Genomic DNA, 19,829 nt, shown 5'->3' with positions numbered 1-19,829 from the left:
TTCGTCGATATCCAGAATCATCACTTCCACTTCGTCGCCAACTTGTACGACTTTAGAGGGGTGGATGTTCTTGTTGGTCCAATCCATTTCGGAAACGTGTACCAGACCTTCAACACCTTCTTCGATCTCAGCGAAGCAGCCGTAGTCAGTCAGGTTAGTCACTTTGGCTTTTACGCGGCTGTTCTCGGGGTAACGGGTTTTGATTGCCACCCAGGGATCTTCGCCCAGTTGCTTCAGGCCCAGTGAAACACGGTTGCGCTCACGGTCGAACTTCAGAATGCGAACGTCGATTTCGTCGCCAACATTCACAATTTCGCTCGGGTGCTTGATGCGCTTCCACGCCATGTCAGTGATGTGCAGCAGGCCGTCGATGCCACCCAGGTCTACGAATGCACCGTAGTCGGTCAGGTTCTTAACGATACCTTTAACAGACTGACCTTCCTGCAGGTTAGCCAGCAGTTCTTCGCGTTCCTGGCTGTTAGCAGCTTCCAGAACGGCACGACGGGAAACCACAACGTTGTTACGTTTGGCATCCAGTTTGATAACTTTAAATTCCAGCTCTTTACCTTCCAGGTGAGCGGTATCACGTACAGGACGTACGTCAACCAGAGAACCTGGCAGGAAGGCACGGATGTTTTTCAGATCAACAGTGAAGCCACCTTTGACTTTACCGTTGATGATACCCATAACCATTTCATCAGCTTCGAAAGCTTTTTCCAGCTCTTTCCAGCTTTCAGCGCGCTTGGCTTTTTCACGGGACAGCTTGGTTTCACCGAAACCGTCTTCTACAGCTTCCAGAGACACCTGAGTCTCGTCGCCTACGGCTACTTCCAGCTCACCTTTTTCGTTCAGGAACTGGCTGCGTGGGATAACAGCTTCTGATTTCAGACCAGCGTTTACGGTTACCCAGTCACTGTCTATATCAACAACGATACCAGACACGATGGAACCGGTTTGCATATCCAGTTCTTTAAGGGATTCTTCAAAGAGGGCTTCAAAGCTTTCGCTCATGCGTATTTCCTGTGGTTACGGCGGGTCTCCGGGGTTGATTAAGTGGAGACGCACACCTGCCAGATGGCCAGACATCTGGGGTTAGTCAGTTTTAAAAGTGGCCGTTCCCTCCCCTCGTAAGGAGCTGACGGAAACGCCGCTTTGATCTCAGATCAGTCCTGCTTCACGGACGAGACTCAGTACCTGATCGCACACTTCGTCAATGTTCATTGACGTGCTGTCGATCAGCACAGCATCCTCTGCCGGCTTCAACGGAGCCACTGCACGGTTGCTGTCCCGCTCATCACGAGCGCGGATGTCTTCGATAAGGGCGGGCAAACTAGCACTTATGCCTTTATCAGTCAACTGTTTGTATCGTCTGCGACCACGTTCCTCAGCACTGGCGGTAAGAAACACTTTCACCGGTGCATCGGTGAACACCACTGTGCCCATATCGCGGCCATCGGCAATCAGTCCCGGAGCAGCACGAAAATCACGCTGGCGCTGCAGAAGCGCTTCACGCACGGCCGGCAAGGCAGCGACCTGTGACGCCAGACTGCCGACGTCTTCAGTGCGTATTGTGGTAGTGACGTCATCACCTTCCAGGATCACCTGCACACCGACAGATGTTGGTTCAAAACGCACATCCAGAGCCGCAGCAACCGCTGCGACTTCAGCTTCGTTATCCAGTGCGATCTTTTTACGGTCAGCAGCCAGTCCGGTAATACGGTATAAGGCGCCGCTGTCGAGCAGCTGCCAGCCCAGAGTTTCAGCCAGACGGGCACATACGGTGCCCTTACCGGCACCGGACGGTCCATCAATGGTGATAACAGCTGCTGTGGAAGTCGTCATAAGCTTACCCTTCACTGACTTCAATATTCAGACCAGCGTTATTCGCCAGCTCAACGAAGCCTGGGAAAGAGGTGGCTACGTTAGCGCAGTCAAGAATACGGATGGTGCCACTGCCACGCAGAGAGGCCATGGCAAAACTCATGGCGATGCGATGATCGTGATGGGTCACAATATCGCCTTCACCAAACTTACCGTCTTTACCCATCCCTTTGATAACAGCACCATCTTCAGTACCTTTCGCATCCACACCCAGTGTTACCAGACCATCAACCATGGCCTGAATGCGGTCACTTTCTTTTACACGCAGCTCTTCAGCACCGGTCAGAACGGTTTCACCTTCAGCACAGGCCGCAGCCACAAACAGCGCCGGAAATTCATCAATCGCCAGCGGCACCTGATCTTCCGGAATATGAATACCCTTCAGCTGCGCGCTGCGCACGCGAATGTCGGCCACCGGCTCACCACCGACTTCACGTTCATTCAGAATTTCAATATTACCGCCCATGGCTTTGAGAATATTGATCACACCAACACGGGTTGGGTTAATGCCGACGTGCTCCAGAGTGATATCCGAACCTTCGGCGATACTGGCACCAACCATGTAAAAGGCCGCAGAAGAAATGTCCGACGGCACATCAATACTGGTTGCTGTCAACTCACCACCGGATTGAATACGCACGGTGCTGCCGTCGACCTCAACGTTATAACCAAAACCTTTCAGCATACGCTCGGTATGGTCGCGGGTCGGTGCAGGCTCAGTTACCGAGGTTTCGCCTTCGGCATACAGCCCTGCCAGCAGAACACAGCTCTTAACCTGAGCACTGGCCATCGGCAGATCGTAATGAATGCCTTTCAGTTTATTGGCACCGTAGACTTTCATCGGCGGACGACCACCTTCCGCAGTATCCACTTTGGCGCCCATTAAACGCAGTGGATCGGCTACACGGCCCATCGGACGCTTGGACAGAGACTCATCGCCACTCATTTCCACGTCGAAGCTCTGTCCGGCCATCAGGCCCGCCAGCAGACGCATGGAGGTACCGGAGTTACCTACATACAGCGTATTTGGTGGAGCCTGCAGACCATGCAGCCCTACCCCATGAATGGTCACCCGGCCCCGGTGCGGGCCTTCGATAACAACGCCCATATCACGGAAGGCCTGCAGTGTAGCCAGGCTGTCTTCCCCTTCCAGGAAACCACTGACTTCCGTGGTGCCGTTGGCCAGCGAGCCAAGCATGATGGAACGGTGAGAAATGGATTTATCTCCCGGAACACGGAAGCTGCCGGACAGCGCACCACCCGGTGCGGCCAGATAATTAACGGAGGCTGTTTTCATAGAATCAACATAGGCCCTGCGGGCGAGAATTTTAGAAAAATGGTCGCGCGCCACTTTAGCACGGGTTAACACGCCCATCACCGTGGTTGTGTCGTCCTGTTCAATGGCTGAGCGCAGAAAAGCAAGGTCATGCGTAAACAGATCCAGCGTACGCAGAATCTGCTCTTTATTGGCGGAAAAAATATCCCGCCACATCACCGGGCTGCTGGCTGCAATACGGGTAAAATCGCGGAAGCCGCCGGCAGCATAGTTAAAAATTTCTTTATTTTCGTGACGATTGGCCAGCGTATCCACCAGAGAATAGGCCAGCAAGTGTGGCAGGTGGCTGGTTGCTGACAGAACCTCGTCGTGAAAGCTGACGGACATTTCTTCAACGTCCGCTTCCACCGCCAACCAGGCGTTTTTCACCAGCTCAATAGCTTGCGGCGATGTGTTGTCGGTTGGTGTCAGAATCACTTTATGATGAACATAAAGATTTTCATCGGCAGCGGTAACGCCGCTGCGTTCTGAGCCGGCAATCGGATGCCCCAGTACAAAACGCTCAAAATGTTCGCCAAATACCGCTTTTACATCGCGCTCAACCGACCCTTTTACCGAGCCAACATCGGTCAGCACAGTATGGTCAGACAAGCCAGGTTTCAGATCTTCCAGCACCTGACGCACAGACAGGATCGGCACTGAAATAATCACCAGATCGGCGTCTTTCACCACGCTGGCAATGTCGGTGCTGAAATCATCAACCAGTCCGACTCTCAGCGCTTCCTGCATGGAGTCAAGGTTGCGGTCATAGCCAACGACGGTCCGCAGGCAGTTTCTTGCCCGCAGGCCTTTCACCCAGGAGCAGCCGATCAGACCCAGTCCGATCACTGCAATTCTGGCAATATGAAAAGATTTACCGGCGCTCAAGACAGTACCGTTTTCAGTGCTTCAATGAATTTAGCATTCTGCGGTTCAGTACCCACAGTAACGCGCAGGTATCCCGGCATATCGTAATTACCAACCGGACGGATAATAACGCCCTGCTGCAGCATGCTCTGGTAAACGGTATTTTCATCGGTATTTTCCGGCACTTTGAATGCAATAAAGTTACCGACGGATGGAATAAAGCTCAGACCAAGTTCTTTAAAGGCCGCTTCCAGCTGCATCAGACCTGCGCGGTTTACGGCCAGAGTGCTGGCAACATAATCATCGTCCGTTAATGCGGCTGCAGCCGCTGCCAGCGCCTGAGAATTCACGTTAAACGGAGGACGTACACGATTCAGCAGGTCCGCAATCTGTGGACCTGATACAGAATATCCGACACGCAGTGCCGCCAGTCCGTACGCTTTTGAGAAAGTACGGGCAACGACCAGGTTCGGATAATCTGCGAGCAGAGAAATACCGTCCGGGTACTCTTCTTCAGCAACAAACTCGAAATACGCTTCGTCCAGTAAGACCAGCACATGCTCAGGCACGCTATTCAGGAAGGACACCAGTTCACTGCGCGTCAGCCAGGTACCGGTTGGATTATTTGGATTGGTAATGAAAACGATTTTAGTGCGCTCATTAATAGCAGCAGCCATTGCTTTCAGATCATGGCCAAAATCCACAGCCGGCACCTGAATGCAGTCAGCGCCCACCATTTTGGCAACCAATCCATAAATCGCAAACGAATGCTGAGAGACAACAATGTTATCGCCGTCATTCACAAACACCCGCACAATAAAATCCAGAATATCGCTGGAACCATTGCCCAGAGTGATCTGCTCAGGTTTGATACCGAGTTTTTCGCACAAGGCTTTTTTCAGCTCAAAACCGGCTCCATCCGGATACAGAGTTACGTCCTGCAGCGACGCCTCAATGGCGGCCAGCGCCTTAGGCCCCGGACCCATCGGGTTTTCGTTACTTGCGAGCTTAACGATATCAGATTCATTGAGACCCAGCTCACGGGCCAGCTCATCAATAGGCTTGCCCGGCTGATAAGGACGCAGCGCCTGAACACCAGGTACCGCCAGTTGCAGAAAATCGACTGCCATGTGTTGCCTCTATATTCCCCTCAGGGAAGAATGCGTTGTCAGAGCACTGCTCTGGGATAGGAGCCAAGCCATTTAAAATCCAGCGCCACTTTACGCAACTCATCCATCACAGGCGCAATATGCTGGTCTTTAATATGACCTTCAAAATCAATAAAAAATACGTAATTCCAGGTGCCACTGCGCGCTGGCCGTGTCTCAATGCGCGTCAGACTGATCCCTGCCTGATGGAATGGTTCCAATACCTCGTAAAGCGCACCCGGTTTATCGCGGTTAGCGACCAGAATTGATGTTTTATCGTTCGCCGAAGGTTCGGTTTCTTCGCGCCCGATTATCAGAAAACGCGTGGTATTATCCGGACGATCTTCGATATTGGCAGAGCGGATAGTCAGTGCATACAGATCCGCTGCAACATCACCGGCAATGGCCGCAGAATCCGTTTCCTGACTGGCACGTCTTGCCGCTTCAGCGTTTGAGCTGACAGCGATGCGTTCAATGCCCGGATAATGCTGATCCAGCCATAAACGGCACTGCCCCAATGACTGGGCGTGAGAATAAATCCGGTTGACCGCCTGCGCGGGATCTTTTACCAGCAGATGGTGATGAATGCGCAGCGTCACCTCACCACAGACTTTCAGGTTTGAATCAAAAAAGCTGTCATGGGTATGTGTTACTACACCTTCCGTGGAGTTTTCTACCGGCACGACGCCATAATTGGCCGCGCCACTTTCAACTTCACGGAATACATCGGCAATAGAAACCTCGCCACGACAATGCACGGCATGGCCAAAATGCTTAACCGCTGCCTGCTGAGTGAAGGTGCCTTCCGGGCCGAGATAAGCCACTTCCAGTGGCTCTTCCAGCGCCAGACACTGCGACATGATTTCACGGAACAGTCGCGCCATGGATTCATCAGGCAATGGTCCTTCATTGCGATCCATGACTTTACGCAGCACCTGCGCTTCGCGCTCGGGGCGGTAGAAAGAAACCTTATTACCCGGCGCAGCATAGCGTTGCTTAACTTCTGCAACATCCTGAGCACAGCGGGCTCTCTGGTTGATCAATAACTGAATCTGCTGATCCAGCGAATCAATCTGCTGTCTCAGTTCATCCAGTTCCTGTGCTTCTGTGCGCCCGTCAGCCATAGTGCCTGATGCCTTCTGTAACCTGAATATTTACCTGATTAATTGCCTGAGCATCAGCCATATTTTTTAGCAAAATCGCTCATAAACGCGATCAATGCATCAACGGCTTCTTCTGAGACAGCGTTGTAGATGGATGCACGCATACCACCGACACTGCGATGACCAGCCAGATTCAACAGGCCAGCTTCTTCGCTTTCAGTCAGGAAGAGTTTATCCAGGGATGCGTCTGCCAACGTAAACGGCACATTCATTTTTGAACGGTTATTAATGGCAACCGGGTTGGCGTAAAAATCATTGCCGTCGATAAAACCGTACAGCTTATTGGCTTTGCGCTGATTCAGCTCCGCCATCGCCTTAACACCACCCTGCTCTTTCAGCCATTCAAACACCAGACCCGCCAGATACCAGCTATAGGTCGGTGGCGTGTTGTACATAGAGGCGTTATCAGCAGCAACCTTGTAATCAAACATGGTTGGCGTGCCCGGAATCGTCTGACCAAGCAAATCTTCACGCACAATCACCACACACAGGCCGGCTGGACCGATATTCTTCTGCGCACCCGCATAGATCAGACCAAATTTTGAAACATCCAACGGCTCTGACAGAATGCAGGAAGAAAAATCGGCCGCTAATGGCTTATCACCCACATCAGGAATGTAATCGAATGCCACGCCACCGATGGTTTCGTTCGGGGTATAGTGCACATAGGATGCTTCTGCCGATAACTTCAGATCACCTTGTGCTGGCGCCGAGGTAAAATTATCAGCCTCGGTTGATGCAGCGACATTGACCTTACCGAATCGTTTCGCTTCGGCGATCGCTTTTTTCGACCATTGTCCGGTGTTGATGTAATCCGCACAGAACTGATCAGCAGAGCCACGGAACAGGTTCATAGGCACCATAGTGAACTGACTGCTGGCACCGCCCTGCATAAAAAGAACTTTGTAATTTGCCGGAATATCCAGCAGATCGCGTAAGTCCTGCTCTGCTTTTTCTGCAACCGATACATATTCCTTACTGCGGTGGCTCATCTCCATAATGGACAGGCCCTTACCGTGCCAGTCAGCCATTTCCGCACGTGCGCGCTCCAGAACTGCAGTTGGTAAAGCAGCTGGACCGGCACAGAAATTAAAAATTCGACTCATGATTTTTCCAGGTAATACAGATAATTATGCGCGTTCAGAGCGTCTGCGGTGACGACTGGAAGCAGCAGCCAGCAATGCGGCCAGAACACCAAGCACCAAACCACCAACGCCACCTGCGGCAACGATCAAAGCTTTACGCGGTTTAACCGGCTTCAGTGGTAATAAAGCAGCCTGGTCAATCTCAACCAGATCCACACCTGACCAGTCCACGGAGACACCCTCGAGGGCAGCAATGTAATTGTTGATAGCGGACAGTCCTGCAACGAACACATCTTCCGATGTTTTTCCGGAGCGGCTTTTCAACAGCTCAGCCTCACGCCGTAACGCAGTTTCGCCCATCATATACAGCGGTGGCTCACTGCTGACGACGATATCGTTAGAATTATAGAAAGGACGGGTCTGGCCAATACTTTTGGCGATATCCGCCGCTTCTTCCAGTGTCGCTATTCGTCTGGCTTTATCCGCTTCATACTCGGTACGGAAGTTCTGCGCCCAGGTTCTGGTCAGATCCAGCTCGGCATTTACCTTCTGATCAAACTCGCCATGTACACGCTTTTTGTTCAGAGCCAGCGCAAAATCGACGTATTTATTCAGTACATCCCGCGCCAGCTGAGAGCTGCTCTCCAGCTCAAAACGTATAGAGAGATACGTATCTGCACCGTCGTTTTTACCTGGATCGGTAAAACTGAAGCGCTGAAGAAAATAGGCCAGATTCTGTTCTTCTGTAAGATCAGCCGAAAAAATAAGCGCCATCAGCTCGGGAGCATTCTCCTTCAGCAATTCACTGTAGAAAGCCTTGCGCGTTGATGCGGAGCGTATCACTGAGCGGGCACTGCTGAATGCTGTTTCCGGATCCAGCTGGAACACCGCCTCGTCTGTCAACATGACCGACTTATCGTCATTACCACTAACCGCTTTATCCTGCACCGAACCCGTCAGACTGAGCGTGCTGCGCAAAGCCGGCTGATTAAATGCCAGCAATTTCGACGGCGGTACATCGGTGATAATGGCTTCCGTCTGATAAACAGGTGTAGCGACGTATGCGTAAACAACGGCAAGCACTAAAGTGATCAGAAAAGCACCAAGCGCCCAATACCACTTATCCTGCAAGTCATCCAGCAAATCAAACAGATCAACTTCGTCAGCCGCAGCAACCGCGCGCTCCGGCGCGTTATTTTCTAAAGGACTCATTACTCTTCCGTTTCCTGACCATCTTCACCATCATCGACACTGGTATCGGCATCCATATTTGCATCAGCTGCTGCATCGGTATCTGCCTCCAGACCTTCAGACACAACCGCTTCCAGGCTTTCGTCATCGTCTTCACAAATACGCTCAACACCGACCAGTTTTTCTTTCTCAGCCACTTTAATCAGCGTAACGCCCTGAGTATTACGTCCCAGTACCGATACGCCTTTCACCGGTGTACGGACCAGTGTGCCCTGATCGCTGATCAGCATCACTTCGTCTTCTTCGAATACCTGTACGGCACCGACCAACGGCCCATTACGCTCACTGGTCACCATGGCAATAACGCCCTGAGTACCACGACCTTTGGTCGGGAATTCAGTCACTTCGGTACGCTTACCAAAACCACGCTGTGATGCAGTCAGTACAGTACCGCCCTCAGCAGGGATAATCAGCGAGATAACCTTCTGACCTTCGCCCAGTTTGATACCACGCACACCGCGGGCTGTACGGCCCATAGCACGCACATCGGACTCTTTAAAGCGTACCGCTTTACCGGCATCCGACAGCATCAGAATGTCCTGGCTGCCATCAGTAATAGCAACGCCTACCAGCCAATCGCCTTCATCCAGCTCACAGGCAATCAGGCCTGAAGAACGCGGACGACTGAACTGATCCAGAGTGGTTTTCTTCACGGTACCGTTGGCAGTCGCCATAAAGACAAACTGATCTTCGCGGTATTCATCCACTGGCAGAATACTGGTGATGCGCTCACCTTCCGACAGGTTCAGCACGTTCACAATCGGACGGCCTTTAGCGTTACGGCCAGCCTGCGGAATATCGTAAACCGTCAGCCAGTAAACCTTACCGGCATCGGTGAAACACAGTACGGTATCGTGGCTGTTCACCACCAGCATACGTTCAACGAAATCTTCGTCTTTAACGGCGGTCGCGGATTTACCCTTACCACCACGGCGCTGGGCCTGATAGGTATCCATCGGCTGGGTCTTGGCGTAACCGCCGTGACTCAGTGTCAGCACCAGAGTTTCTTCCGGAATCAGGTCGGCCATGGTCAGGTCGCGTTTCTGCGCGATGATTTCAGTACGACGCTCATCACCGTACTCTTCACGGATGGCTTCCAGCTCTTCACGGATCACCTGCATCAGGCGCTCGGAACTGCCCAGGATTTCCAGGTATTCAGCAATTTCTTCCAGCTTCAGCTGATATTCTTCAATCAGCTTTTCATGCTCCAGACCGGTCAGCTTCTGCAGACGCAGATCCAGAATGGCCTGCGCCTGCGCAGGAGACAGATGGTAAATACCATCACGGAATCCATACTCTTCCGGCAGATCGTCCGGACGGCAGGCATCTTCGCCAGCACGCTCCAGCATATCCAGCACATCGCCCGGCGCCCAAGGTGTAGCGACTAAGCGCTCTTTCGCTTCGGCAGCAGTCGGAGATTTTTTAATCAGTTCAATAACCGGGTCGATATTGGCCAGCGCCAGCGCCAGACCTTCCAGAATGTGGCCACGCTCACGGGCTTTACGCAGATCGTAAATGGTACGACGGGTCACAACTTCACGACGGTGCGTGACAAAGGCTTCGAGCAGCTGCTTGAGGTTCAGAATCTTAGGCTGGCCATCGACCAATGCCACAGTATTGATACCGAACACACCCTGCAACTGGGTTTGTGCGAACAGATTGTTCAGAATAACTTCCGGCACTTCACCGCGACGCAGGTCGACAACGATACGCATACCGTCTTTATCGGATTCATCACGCAGCTCGCTGATGCCTTCCAGTTTTTTCTCTTTTACCAGCTCAGCAATTTTTTCAATCAGGCGGGCCTTGTTCACCATGTATGGGATTTCGGTGAACACGATACTGACACGGCCGGTCTTTTCATGCTCTTCGAAAATATGACGGGCACGCAGATAAATACGGCCACGACCGGTACGGTAAGCCTCAATAATGCCTTCACGGCCATTGATGAACGCGCCGGTCGGGAAATCCGGACCCGGGATATATTCCATCAGTGCATCGACATCCAGATCGGGATTATCGATCAGCGCCAGACAGCCGGTCAGTACTTCGCGCAGGTTGTGCGGCGGAATGTTGGTCGCCATACCCACGGCAATACCGGAGGAGCCGTTGACCAACAGGTTCGGTACACGGGTTGGCAGAACTTCCGGAATCTGTTCCGTGCCATCGTAGTTAGGCACCCAGTCGACGGTTTCTTTGTCGATATCCGCCAGCATCTCATGGGCGATCTTTTCCATGCGCACTTCGGTGTAACGCATCGCTGCGGCGGAGTCACCGTCAATGGAACCGAAGTTACCCTGACCGTCCACCAGCGTGTAACGCATGGAGAAGTCCTGCGCCATACGCACGATGGTGTCGTATACCGCGGAGTCACCGTGCGGGTGATATTTACCGATCACGTCACCGACCACACGGGCAGACTTTTTATAGGCCTTGTTCCAGTCATTGCCAAGCACGTTCATCGCGTGCAGAACCCGGCGGTGAACCGGCTTCAGACCGTCGCGAACGTCTGGCAGCGCCCGCCCCACGATTACGCTCATGGCGTAGTCGAGATACGATTGCTGCAGTTCGTCTTCAATATTAATCGGAAGAACTTCTTTGGCTAACTCACCCATAGATTTTCGGCCTGTACTGTACGGATCACCCGGTTATTTTGGGGCACGGATGATTCTGTCCTTGTGATTGTCGGGCCGGCCACAACCAGCCCCTGAATAAACCGCCGAATCATACCATAAATCAACAAGATACCTAACAGGCCTGAACAGACTCTGCGGGATGATTGATCCGGGACACCAGCACCCCGTGCGTTTATAATCCCAGCCAAAGCAATCGCACAGGAATACGACGAATGCAGGCAGACCTGAGGCTCAATGCACGCTGGGTCATTCCCATGACAGACGACACCGCGTCTGTACTGGAACATCAGTCCGTCTATATCCGGGACGGCAGGATTCTGGCCATTCAGCCCGCTGACGAACCCGGCCCGGACGCCGCTCAGACACTGGAATTGCCTGATCAGGTGGTGTTGCCCGGCTACATCAATGCCCATGGTCATGCCGCCATGTCACTGTTCCGGGGCATGGCTGACGATCTGGCCCTGATGACCTGGCTGCAGGAGCATATCTGGCCGGCGGAAGGCCGCTGGGTAGATGAAGCTTTCGCGGCTGCCGGCACCCGCCTGGCGATCAGTGAAATGCTGAAATGTGGTACCACAACCTACGCTGACATGTATTTTTACCCGGCCCCGGCGGCAGACGTTGCCCTGCAAGCTGCCATCCGTCACGTCAGCTTTACGCCGATTCTGGACTTCCCGACCAATTTTGCTCAGAACGCCGACGAGTACATCAAGAAGGCGCTGTCTGTACACGACCGCTACAAGCATCACGACCTGCTGACCTTCGGTCTCGGTCCCCACGCGCCTTATACAGTTTCCAACGGCCCGCTGCGGCAAATCAAAACCTTAGCTGACCAGCTCAATATGCCGGTACAGATTCACCTTCACGAAACGGCCTTTGAAGTAGCGGAAAGCATGGATAAATTCGGCTGCCGCCCGGTCAAACGCCTCGCTGACCTTGGCTTTATGACGGATAACCTGAGCTGCGTGCATATGACGCAAATCAACGAGGAAGATATCGCCATACTGCAACATAGCGGCGCCTCGGTTGTCCACTGCCCGGAATCCAACCTGAAACTGGCCAGTGGCTTCTGCCCCGCGCACCAGCTGCTGAGCAGCGATATCAACGTCGCACTGGGTACCGACGGCGCTGCCAGCAACAACGACCTCAATATTCAGGGCGAAATGAAAACCGCCGCCATGCTGGCTAAAGCCGTCGCCGCAGATGCCGCAGCAGTGCCAGCGGCCAAAGCACTTTATATGGCGACCATGGGTGGCGCCCGGGCACTGTGCCTGGAAGATCAGACCGGCTCACTGGAGCCGGGCAAATGGGCCGATATTCAGGCAGTATCGCTGAGCGATATCGCCCAACAGCCGCTCTACGATCCGGTGTCCCAGCTGGTTTATACCGACAGCAGCCGCCACGTAAGCCATGTATGGGTCGCGGGTAAACTGCTGCTGAAAGATGGCCAGCTGACCACATTGAATGAAGCTGAGATCCGCGCTGAAGCCGGTATCTGGGCAACCAAAATCAAAGCAGGCTGAAGCCCGCTGTTTATACGAAACGATTCAGGAAACACTATGCAACAGAATCACAGCACCAACGTTGACCAGGCAGAAATCGCCAAGTTCGAGAGCGCTGCAACCCGTTGGTGGGATACTGAAAGCGAGTTTAAGCCGCTGCACGAAATCAACCCGCTGCGTACCAACTACGTCGACAGCATTGCTCCTCTGGCAGGCAAAAAAGTGCTCGATGTTGGCTGTGGCGGCGGCATTCTCAGTGAAGGTATGGCTCAGCGCGGCGCCGACGTCACCGGCATCGATATGGGCGAAGCCAACCTCACCACCGCTAAACTGCATGCGCTGGAATCCGGCGTTAAAGTGGATTACCGCCACATTACTGTGGAACAGCTGGCCAGCGAACAGCCGCAGAGCTATGACGTGGTCACCTGCCTGGAAATGCTCGAACATGTGCCGGATCCGGAATCCATCATCCGCGCCTGCTATCAGCTGGTGAAACCAGGCGGCCACATATTCTTCTCGACCATCAACCGCAATCCAAAGGCCTATGCCTTTGCCATTATCGGCGCGGAATATCTGATGAAGATGCTGACCCCGGGCACCCACGACTATCACAAATTCATCAAACCAAGCGAGCTGACCCGCTGGTGTCGTGGCGCTGGCCTGCAGGTTACCGATATGACCGGCATGGTGTACAACCCGCTGACCAAAATCTACAGTCTGAAAGACCACGACGTCAGCGTGAACTACCTGATGGCCACAGTTAAACCGGCTGAGTAAGCGGATATTTTCATGCAAAAACCTGCAGCGATTCTGTTTGATCTCGACGGCACCCTGGCTGATACCGCTCCGGACTTTATCGATGTGGTAAACAGCCTGCGTCAGGACGACGACCTGCCACCACTCACTGATGATGCCATCCGCCAACAGGTCAGCAACGGTGGACTCGCCCTTGCCTGCCTGACATGGAACGTAGCCAGCGATGACCCGCAGGCCTGGCCACTGCGCCAACGTCTGCTTGACCGTTATGAACAGCTGATCGGTCAGCGCGCCCGCCTGTTTCCGGGCTTTGAAACCCTGCTGCCAGCTCTCGAACAACAACAGATCCGCTGGGCCATCGTCACCAACAAACCGCGTCTCTATACCGACCTGTTACTGCCTCGTATCAGCGTTCACTGCGATGTTGTTGTCTGCCCGGAAGACGTAGAACACCGTAAGCCGGCACCGGACGCCCTGCTGAAAGCTGCCCATGATCTCGGCCTGAGCGCAGAACAATGCTGGTATGTTGGTGATCATATTCGCGATATCGAAGCCGCCCGTGCAGCCGGCATGCTAAGTATCGCAGCCACCTTCGGCTACATAGAAGACGGTGATGATCCGGCCAGCTGGCAGGCTGACCGTTATATTGCCACGCCCCAGGCGTTATTATCCCTGCTGCCCGAATAACCCGGCGGCAAAGCGGCAACCAGAGTTTGCCGCTTTGCCGTTCAGCCATTGCAAACCCGTGCCTGAAATGGCCGGATTCTGTCAGACAAAAGGTAACAACATGGTAGAAAACACCCAGCAACTCCAGGAACGCGTCATTTTAGTGACAGGTGCCGGTTACGGCATCGGACGCACCGCCGCCCTGACCTATGCCCGCGCCGGTGCCACAGTGATTCTGCTGGGCCGTACCCAGGAAGCCCTGAATGACACCTACGATCTGATCGAAGCCGAAAACCTGCCGCAGCCTGCTGTGCTGCCGTTTGATCTGGAAGAAACCGACGAAGAAAAATTCCGCCAACTGGCACAGGCCATTGAAGAGAATTTTGGTCATCTGGACGGTGTTCTGCTCAATGCCGGTGTTCTGGGTCAACGCGCACCGCTGCAGACATACCACTGGGATACCTGGCAGAAAGTTATGCAGATCAACGTCAACGGCCAGTTCTGCCTGATGAAACACCTGCTGCCGCTGTTACAGGCTGCACCGGCGGATGCTTCTGTTATCTTCACCAGCAGCTCAGTGGGCCGTGAAGGCCGTGCTTACTGGGGCGCTTACTCAGTTTCGAAATTCGCCACCGAAGGCCTGATGCAGGTTCTGGCTGATGAGCTGGAGAACACCAGCCAGGTGCGTGTGAACAGTCTCAATCCGGGTGGCACCCGCACCAGCATGCGTGCCATGGCCTATCCGGCAGAAGATCCGGCCAGTGTGCCTGAAGCGGAAAGCATCATGCCGGCCTATCTGTATCTGATGAGCCCTGCTTCCATTGGCACCACAGGTCAGGCGCTGAATGCCAGAGATCTGGCAGAAACCGTCAGCAAATAACAGTCAGCACTCACTGAACAGCCCCTCGACGCTCAGTTAGCTGTCAGCAGCCCGTCTGCTGACAGCCACTTCCAAGCCATTTTCTTGGCGATTTCAAAAAACAGTCGTTCGTCAAATAGTCAACAAACTGCTCCCCAGCCCGTATGAATCCCACTAACTAATTGATTTAAATAGACTTTTTAATAAATTAAACTCTGGCACAGAAATCGCTTATTACCCGTCAGGTAATGTTTTCGCAGGACGAGGTAAGCCATGGTCAGTCCGTTACACAGCAACGGTCGTGCAGAACTGCAGGACGATAAGGTCGTTACATCCTTTGGTGAGATGGCGACAAGGCCGGATATCCGGCCCGAGCTACTGCTGCGTCTGGCAGGTAAGCTGCAAACAACGCTGGAACTGTCGCAACTGCTGGAAATCTTCTTCAATGAGATTCAGCAGGCGGTACTGGTGGACGGTATGAGTTTCACCCACACCGGTAACAATCTGCTGATCAGCTTTGGCCGTACCAGCGTGCACAGCGCCAGCTACCGATTACAGACCCATCAGGATTATATGGGCGATCTGGTTTTCCATCGTTCGACCCGCTTCCGCGAGCATGAGCTGGCCAACATAGAGGGGCTGCTGTCGACATTGGTGTATCCGATGCGCAATGCCCTGCGTTACCACGAAGCTCTGGCTGCATCCTTCCGCGATCCGCTGACCGGCGCCGGTAACCGGGTTGCCCTGGACCGCACCCTGAACCGCGAGCTGGAACTGGCCAAACGCCATTCTCAAAACCTGTCGATCCTGATGCTGGACCTTGACCATTTTAAACTGGTCAACGATGAATACGGCCACAGCATGGGCGATCAGGTACTGAAAGAAGCAGCCATGTGCATGACCAATTGCATCCGTCAGACCGACATGTGCTTCCGCTATGGCGGCGAAGAATTTCTGATTCTGCTCAGTAACGCTGAAAGTGCCGGCGCCCTGCGTATTGCCGAACGTATCCGTAAAAGCATCGGCGCACTGGAATTCAGCAACAGCAAAGGGACACTGCAGATCAGCTGCAGCATTGGTTGTGCTACCATGAATCTAGATGACAACACCGACACTCTGATACAGCGCGCAGATGACGCCCTCTATCTGGCAAAACGCAACGGCCGTAACCGCGTGGTGTGTGACACTGATGAGTTTGAGTTGCCGCCACAGCCAACGGCCAAAAACCTGCGCTGAGCGTTGATTTTCATCCGCAACACATTACCCATAAAAAAACACCGGCAGTAGCCGGTGTTTTTGTTTGCGTCTGTTATCTGCAAAGCCTGTTTTTCAAAGCCCGGTTTCTGCAAAGCCTCTTTTCTGCAAAACCAGTCCTGATGACCCGTGCCAAAGGATGGGCAGAGAAAGATCAGATTTTCTTTTTCTGTCTTTCTTTTGGCTTGGTCGTGCGTTTCGCCGTTACGCTCTGACGCACTTTCTGACGCTTGGCCACACGCTGGAACTGTTCCTTTTCGCGGCCAACCATGCGCTTGGTTTTCTTGCGTTCCATACCAACCAGATCCGACAGGTCGTTCACTTCACGCTGGCTCAGTTCAACCCAGGTTCCGACCGGCACATTGGATGGCAGGAAAATACAACCATAACGCACGCGCTTCAGACGACTTACCGCAACGTTCTGGCTTTCCCACAAGCGACGCACTTCGCGGTTTTTGCCTTCCATCAGTACCACGTGATACCACTTATTCTGACCTTCGCCATCAAAGAAGCGCACATCGGTAAATTTGGCCAGACCGTCTTCCAGCAGCACGCCTTCTTTCAGACGTTCAATCATGGCTTCATCCACATCGCCACGGATACGCACTGCGTATTCACGGTCGACGCCAGAGGATGGGTGCATCAGCTTGTTAGCCAGATCACCGTCGGTGGTGAACAACAGCAGACCACTGGTGTTGATGTCCAGACGGCCGATGTTAATCCAGCGCTCACCTTTGGTTTTTGGCAGGTGGTCAAACACCGTTGGACGACCTTCCGGGTCGTTACGGGTACAGACTTCACCGACTGGCTTGTTGTACACCAGCACGCGGCGGCTGGTGCCGGCATCTTCCAGATTGATAACGCGGCCTTCCACACGGATCTCATCGAAACGCGTAGCGCGGTCGCCCAGCTGAGCTTTTTTACCATTAACGGTAACAAGGCCGTCAGCAATCCAGCGTTCCACTTCCCGACGGGAAGCCACACCAGCTACGGCCAGTAATTTTTGAATACGTTCGTTCATCAGGTTCGTTCTTCCTCACCTGTCTCTGCGTCGTCATCTTCCGACGATGCGGCACCAGAGCTCTGGTTACTGTCTTCCGTACCCGACATAACATCGTCAGCGGTACGGGATTCTTCATTGGGCGCGACACTGCCAAACATGGATGGCGCTGTGCCTGCCACACTGTAACCGGACGTACGATCATCATCCGCACTGCCCGATAATTCTGTTTCGGGTTCCATACCCACGGTTTCTGGACCGGTTTCTGGGCTTCCTTCCGGGCTGCTTTCACTGTCTTCGTCGGAATCCTCTACAGATTCCTGCTCAGACTCGGCCCCCGACTCTCCCCCAAACCCAGGCCCGAAGCCCGGTTCTGACTCAATACCCGATATTTCAGTCAGCCTGGAATCAGAAGGGGCGCCATCATACGCTTCAGCATCGTCATCCGACAGTACAGATTCGTTGTGCAGCGATTTTTCATCATCAGCCGGCGCAACATCCTCAGACTCTGACGCCTGCTCAGTTTCACTGCCAGCTTGCTGATCATCCTGCGAATCAGCTGTCGCATCTGGAAGAGAATCAGCCACCTCACCGGACTCATCCTTGTATTGAGGTGGATTGTCTTGTGGCGGATTTTCAGCAGCCTCTTCCTGAGCGGACTTTTCCAGTCTTGCCAGCAGATCACCAATGCTGCGGCCAGCGCGTTTTTCGCCGCCTTCACCAGCCCCGGCATCCTCTTCATCGTCATCGCGATGAAACAGGTTTTTCTCCACCCGGTCGACCATGGATTTGGCCGCTGCCAGATCGTCTTCGGTTTCCGCCAGTACGTCCGCACCACGTTGTGCGACTTCTTCGTCCGTGCGGAATTCGTATTCCTTATCCGGTTCTTTACGCGCCTCCGCGTCGTCGCCAAGCTCCAGTTTACGGTTAGCGTCGTCCAGCTCGCGGATTTCCATTAAGGATGGCAGATCTTCCAGACTTTTCAGGCCGAAATAATCGAGAAATTCTTTGGTGGTGGCATACATGGCCGGGCGTCCGGGTACATCACGATGGCCGACCACCCGTACCCATTCACGTTCCAGCAGAGTTTTCATAATACCTGAGCTGACAACAACGCCACGGACGTCTTCGATATCGCCCCGGGTGATCGGCTGGCGATAGGCAATCAGCGCCAGCGTTTCCAGCAATGCCCGGGAATAACGCTGCGGACGCTCATCCCACAGTTTCGCCACCCAGGGAGCGACCTCGGTACGCACCTGAAAACGAAAGCCGGAGGCGACTTCCGTCAGTTCAATACCGCGCCCCAGCAGGTCATTTTTCAGTTCGGTCAGAGCGTCACGGATTGCCTGCGGCGCCGGAATGTCATCCTCTTCGAACAATGACTGCATGCGTTCGAGGGATAATGGCCCACCAGCAGCCATCAGAGCGGCTTCAAGAATATTTTTTAACGGTTGCGTCATTCCTTCACTCCGCCTTCTTCCACATCCTGGCCATTGCCCTGGCCGTCGCTGCTGTGAGTCATAAATTCGTTATAGGACGGGCCATCTGCTGTCTTGGTGTCACGGGCTCTGACATGAATAAGGCCAAAGGTTTCCTGCTGCACAATATCAATCAGCTGTTCTTTCACCAGCTCAAGAATGGCCAGGAAAGTCACCACTACGCCCAGTTTGCCTTCAGACGGATCAAACAAGGCGCGGAAAGCCATAAAATTACCGCCCTTCAGGCGCTCCAGCACATCGCTCATACGCTCACGCGTGGACAGCTGTTCGCGCTGAATTTCGTGGTGCTCAAAACGCTCAGCGCGGCGCAATACGGCAGCGAATGCCAGCATGAGTTCTTTCATTTCCACTTCCGGATGTACCCGTTCCTGAATACGGTCAGGTGCATCCACATCCGCCAGCCAGGTATCACGTTCCAGCCGCGGCATAGAGTCGATGTCTTCCGCCGCAGTTTTAAAGCGCTCGTATTCCTGCAGGCGACGGATCAGTTCTGCGCGTGGATCTTCTTCTTCGCCCTCTTCCCCGTCTTCGCGGTTACGTGGCAGCAGAACGCGGCTTTTGATCTCCGCCAGCATGGCAGCCATCACCAGATACTCACCCGCCAGCTCCAGCTGCATGGCCTGCATCATATTGATGTATTCCATGTACTGATCGACGATTTCCGAGACGTTCACCTCAAGAATGTCGAGGTTCTGTTTACGGATCAGGTACAACAACAGATCAAGCGGTCCTTCGAACTGCTCGAGAATCACTTCCAGCGCATCCGGCGGAATATAAAGATCCAGTGGCAGCTGCGTCATCGGCTGCCCTTGCACCAGGGCAAATGGCATTTCCTGCTGACCGCTTAACCCGGACATACGCGCAAACGCCGCCGCGGCCTGAGCTTTTTCAGCATCAGCCTGGGTCTCTTCTGGCTGAGCCTCTTCTGGCTGAGTCTCTTCCGCCTG

General features: G+C 53.6%; 16 protein-coding genes. 5 read left to right on the top strand and 11 right to left on the bottom strand.

The genetic code is table 11. The features are described from left to right. From B2Z72_RS10460 to gyrA, 8 genes are all read right to left on the bottom strand, one after another. The coding region (locus B2Z72_RS10460; RefSeq protein WP_297004754.1) for a 30S ribosomal protein S1 at window positions 1-1,011 on the bottom strand (1,011 nt) is incomplete at its 3' end. Between the two features lie 147 nt (window positions 1,012-1,158). Then, complete coding sequence (gene cmk / locus B2Z72_RS10455; protein ID WP_296981844.1) at window positions 1,159-1,842, bottom strand: (d)CMP kinase; 684 nt, start codon at window positions 1,840-1,842, stop codon at window positions 1,159-1,161. A gap of 4 nt (window positions 1,843-1,846) precedes the next feature. Next, window positions 1,847-4,084, bottom strand: a complete 2,238-nt coding sequence (locus tag B2Z72_RS10450) for a bifunctional prephenate dehydrogenase/3-phosphoshikimate 1-carboxyvinyltransferase (RefSeq protein ID WP_296981842.1) — start codon at window positions 4,082-4,084, stop codon at window positions 1,847-1,849. Then, window positions 4,081-5,193 (bottom strand): histidinol-phosphate transaminase, encoded by a 1,113-nt coding sequence (gene hisC, locus B2Z72_RS10445; protein ID WP_296981840.1) that lies wholly within the window; start codon window positions 5,191-5,193, stop codon window positions 4,081-4,083. Before hisC ends, B2Z72_RS10450 begins: the two co-directional genes overlap by 4 nt. A 38-nt stretch (window positions 5,194-5,231) precedes the next feature. Next, on the bottom strand, window positions 5,232-6,335 hold the full coding sequence (gene pheA, locus B2Z72_RS10440; RefSeq protein ID WP_296981839.1) for a prephenate dehydratase: 1,104 nt from the start codon (window positions 6,333-6,335) through the stop codon (window positions 5,232-5,234). 53 nt (window positions 6,336-6,388) lie between these two features. Further along, on the bottom strand, window positions 6,389-7,480 hold the full coding sequence (gene serC, locus B2Z72_RS10435) for a 3-phosphoserine/phosphohydroxythreonine transaminase (protein ID WP_296981837.1): 1,092 nt from the start codon (window positions 7,478-7,480) through the stop codon (window positions 6,389-6,391). 24 nt (window positions 7,481-7,504) lie between these two features. Beyond that, window positions 7,505-8,671, bottom strand: a complete 1,167-nt coding sequence (locus tag B2Z72_RS10430; RefSeq protein WP_296981835.1) for a Wzz/FepE/Etk N-terminal domain-containing protein — start codon at window positions 8,669-8,671, stop codon at window positions 7,505-7,507. Continuing rightward, window positions 8,671-11,325 (bottom strand): DNA gyrase subunit A, encoded by a 2,655-nt coding sequence (gyrA, locus tag B2Z72_RS10425; RefSeq protein WP_297004752.1) that lies wholly within the window; start codon window positions 11,323-11,325, stop codon window positions 8,671-8,673. The genes B2Z72_RS10430 and gyrA overlap by 1 nt, the downstream gene beginning before the upstream one ends. A gap of 233 nt (window positions 11,326-11,558) precedes the next feature. On the opposite strand from gyrA, the gene B2Z72_RS10420 reads away from it, so the two are divergent. From B2Z72_RS10420 to B2Z72_RS10400, 5 genes are all read left to right on the top strand, one after another. Further along, complete coding sequence (locus B2Z72_RS10420) at window positions 11,559-12,869, top strand: TRZ/ATZ family hydrolase (protein ID WP_296982645.1); 1,311 nt, start codon at window positions 11,559-11,561, stop codon at window positions 12,867-12,869. 36 nt (window positions 12,870-12,905) lie between these two features. Beyond that, complete coding sequence (gene ubiG, locus B2Z72_RS10415; RefSeq protein ID WP_297004749.1) at window positions 12,906-13,625, top strand: bifunctional 2-polyprenyl-6-hydroxyphenol methylase/3-demethylubiquinol 3-O-methyltransferase UbiG; 720 nt, start codon at window positions 12,906-12,908, stop codon at window positions 13,623-13,625. A 12-nt stretch (window positions 13,626-13,637) separates the two neighbouring features. Beyond that, complete coding sequence (locus B2Z72_RS10410) at window positions 13,638-14,291, top strand: HAD family hydrolase (protein ID WP_297004747.1); 654 nt, start codon at window positions 13,638-13,640, stop codon at window positions 14,289-14,291. A 100-nt stretch (window positions 14,292-14,391) separates the two neighbouring features. After that, window positions 14,392-15,150 (top strand): YciK family oxidoreductase, encoded by a 759-nt coding sequence (locus B2Z72_RS10405; protein WP_297004743.1) that lies wholly within the window; start codon window positions 14,392-14,394, stop codon window positions 15,148-15,150. A 252-nt stretch (window positions 15,151-15,402) separates the two neighbouring features. Then, the gene (locus tag B2Z72_RS10400) at window positions 15,403-16,365 is read left to right on the top strand and encodes a GGDEF domain-containing protein (protein ID WP_296983450.1); all 963 of its coding nucleotides are present in this window, start codon (window positions 15,403-15,405) and stop codon (window positions 16,363-16,365) included. A 172-nt stretch (window positions 16,366-16,537) separates the two neighbouring features. Here B2Z72_RS10400 and rluB read toward each other — a convergent pair whose 3' ends face one another. Genes rluB through B2Z72_RS10385 form a run of 3 tightly spaced genes read right to left on the bottom strand, consistent with a single transcriptional unit; the run spans window position 16,538 to window position 19,739 of the window. Further along, a complete protein-coding gene (rluB, locus tag B2Z72_RS10395) occupies window positions 16,538-17,404 on the bottom strand; it encodes a 23S rRNA pseudouridine(2605) synthase RluB (RefSeq protein WP_296983451.1) in 867 nt (288 codons plus the stop codon). Next, window positions 17,404-18,843: an SMC-Scp complex subunit ScpB gene (scpB, locus tag B2Z72_RS19265; RefSeq protein ID WP_349681247.1), complete on the bottom strand. Its 1,440-nt coding sequence runs from the start codon at window positions 18,841-18,843 to the stop codon at window positions 17,404-17,406. The genes rluB and scpB overlap by 1 nt, the downstream gene beginning before the upstream one ends. Continuing rightward, a complete protein-coding gene (locus tag B2Z72_RS10385) occupies window positions 18,840-19,739 on the bottom strand; it encodes a segregation and condensation protein A (protein ID WP_296985871.1) in 900 nt (299 codons plus the stop codon). The genes scpB and B2Z72_RS10385 overlap by 4 nt, the downstream gene beginning before the upstream one ends. Between the last annotated feature and the right edge of the window lie 90 nt (window positions 19,740-19,829).

The sequence above is a fragment of the Thalassolituus sp. UBA6592 genome, from assembly GCF_002433655.1.
GTDB lineage: Bacteria > Pseudomonadota > Gammaproteobacteria > Pseudomonadales > Oceanobacteraceae > Venatoribacter.
This window is presented reverse-complemented; position numbering and strand designations above follow the sequence as displayed.

What these genes read in the sequence shown, in the direction of transcription:
- cmk (WP_296981844.1), bottom strand. Translation starts at nt 1,842, where the DNA reads ATGACGACTTCCACAGCAGCTGTTATCACCATTGATGGACCGTCCGGT.
- hisC (WP_296981840.1), bottom strand. Translation starts at nt 5,193, where the DNA reads ATGGCAGTCGATTTTCTGCAACTGGCGGTACCTGGTGTTCAGGCGCTG.
- pheA (WP_296981839.1), bottom strand. Translation starts at nt 6,335, where the DNA reads ATGGCTGACGGGCGCACAGAAGCACAGGAACTGGATGAACTGAGACAG.
- serC (WP_296981837.1), bottom strand. Translation starts at nt 7,480, where the DNA reads ATGAGTCGAATTTTTAATTTCTGTGCCGGTCCAGCTGCTTTACCAACT.
- B2Z72_RS10430 (WP_296981835.1), bottom strand. Translation starts at nt 8,671, where the DNA reads ATGAGTCCTTTAGAAAATAACGCGCCGGAGCGCGCGGTTGCTGCGGCT.
- gyrA (WP_297004752.1), bottom strand. Translation starts at nt 11,325, where the DNA reads ATGGGTGAGTTAGCCAAAGAAGTTCTTCCGATTAATATTGAAGACGAA.
- B2Z72_RS10420 (WP_296982645.1), top strand. Translation starts at nt 11,559, where the DNA reads ATGCAGGCAGACCTGAGGCTCAATGCACGCTGGGTCATTCCCATGACA.
- ubiG (WP_297004749.1), top strand. Translation starts at nt 12,906, where the DNA reads ATGCAACAGAATCACAGCACCAACGTTGACCAGGCAGAAATCGCCAAG.
- B2Z72_RS10410 (WP_297004747.1), top strand. Translation starts at nt 13,638, where the DNA reads ATGCAAAAACCTGCAGCGATTCTGTTTGATCTCGACGGCACCCTGGCT.
- B2Z72_RS10405 (WP_297004743.1), top strand. Translation starts at nt 14,392, where the DNA reads ATGGTAGAAAACACCCAGCAACTCCAGGAACGCGTCATTTTAGTGACA.
- B2Z72_RS10400 (WP_296983450.1), top strand. Translation starts at nt 15,403, where the DNA reads ATGGTCAGTCCGTTACACAGCAACGGTCGTGCAGAACTGCAGGACGAT.
- rluB (WP_296983451.1), bottom strand. Translation starts at nt 17,404, where the DNA reads ATGAACGAACGTATTCAAAAATTACTGGCCGTAGCTGGTGTGGCTTCC.
- scpB (WP_349681247.1), bottom strand. Translation starts at nt 18,843, where the DNA reads ATGACGCAACCGTTAAAAAATATTCTTGAAGCCGCTCTGATGGCTGCT.
- B2Z72_RS10385 (WP_296985871.1), bottom strand. Translation starts at nt 19,739, where the DNA reads ATGTCCGGGTTAAGCGGTCAGCAGGAAATGCCATTTGCCCTGGTGCAA.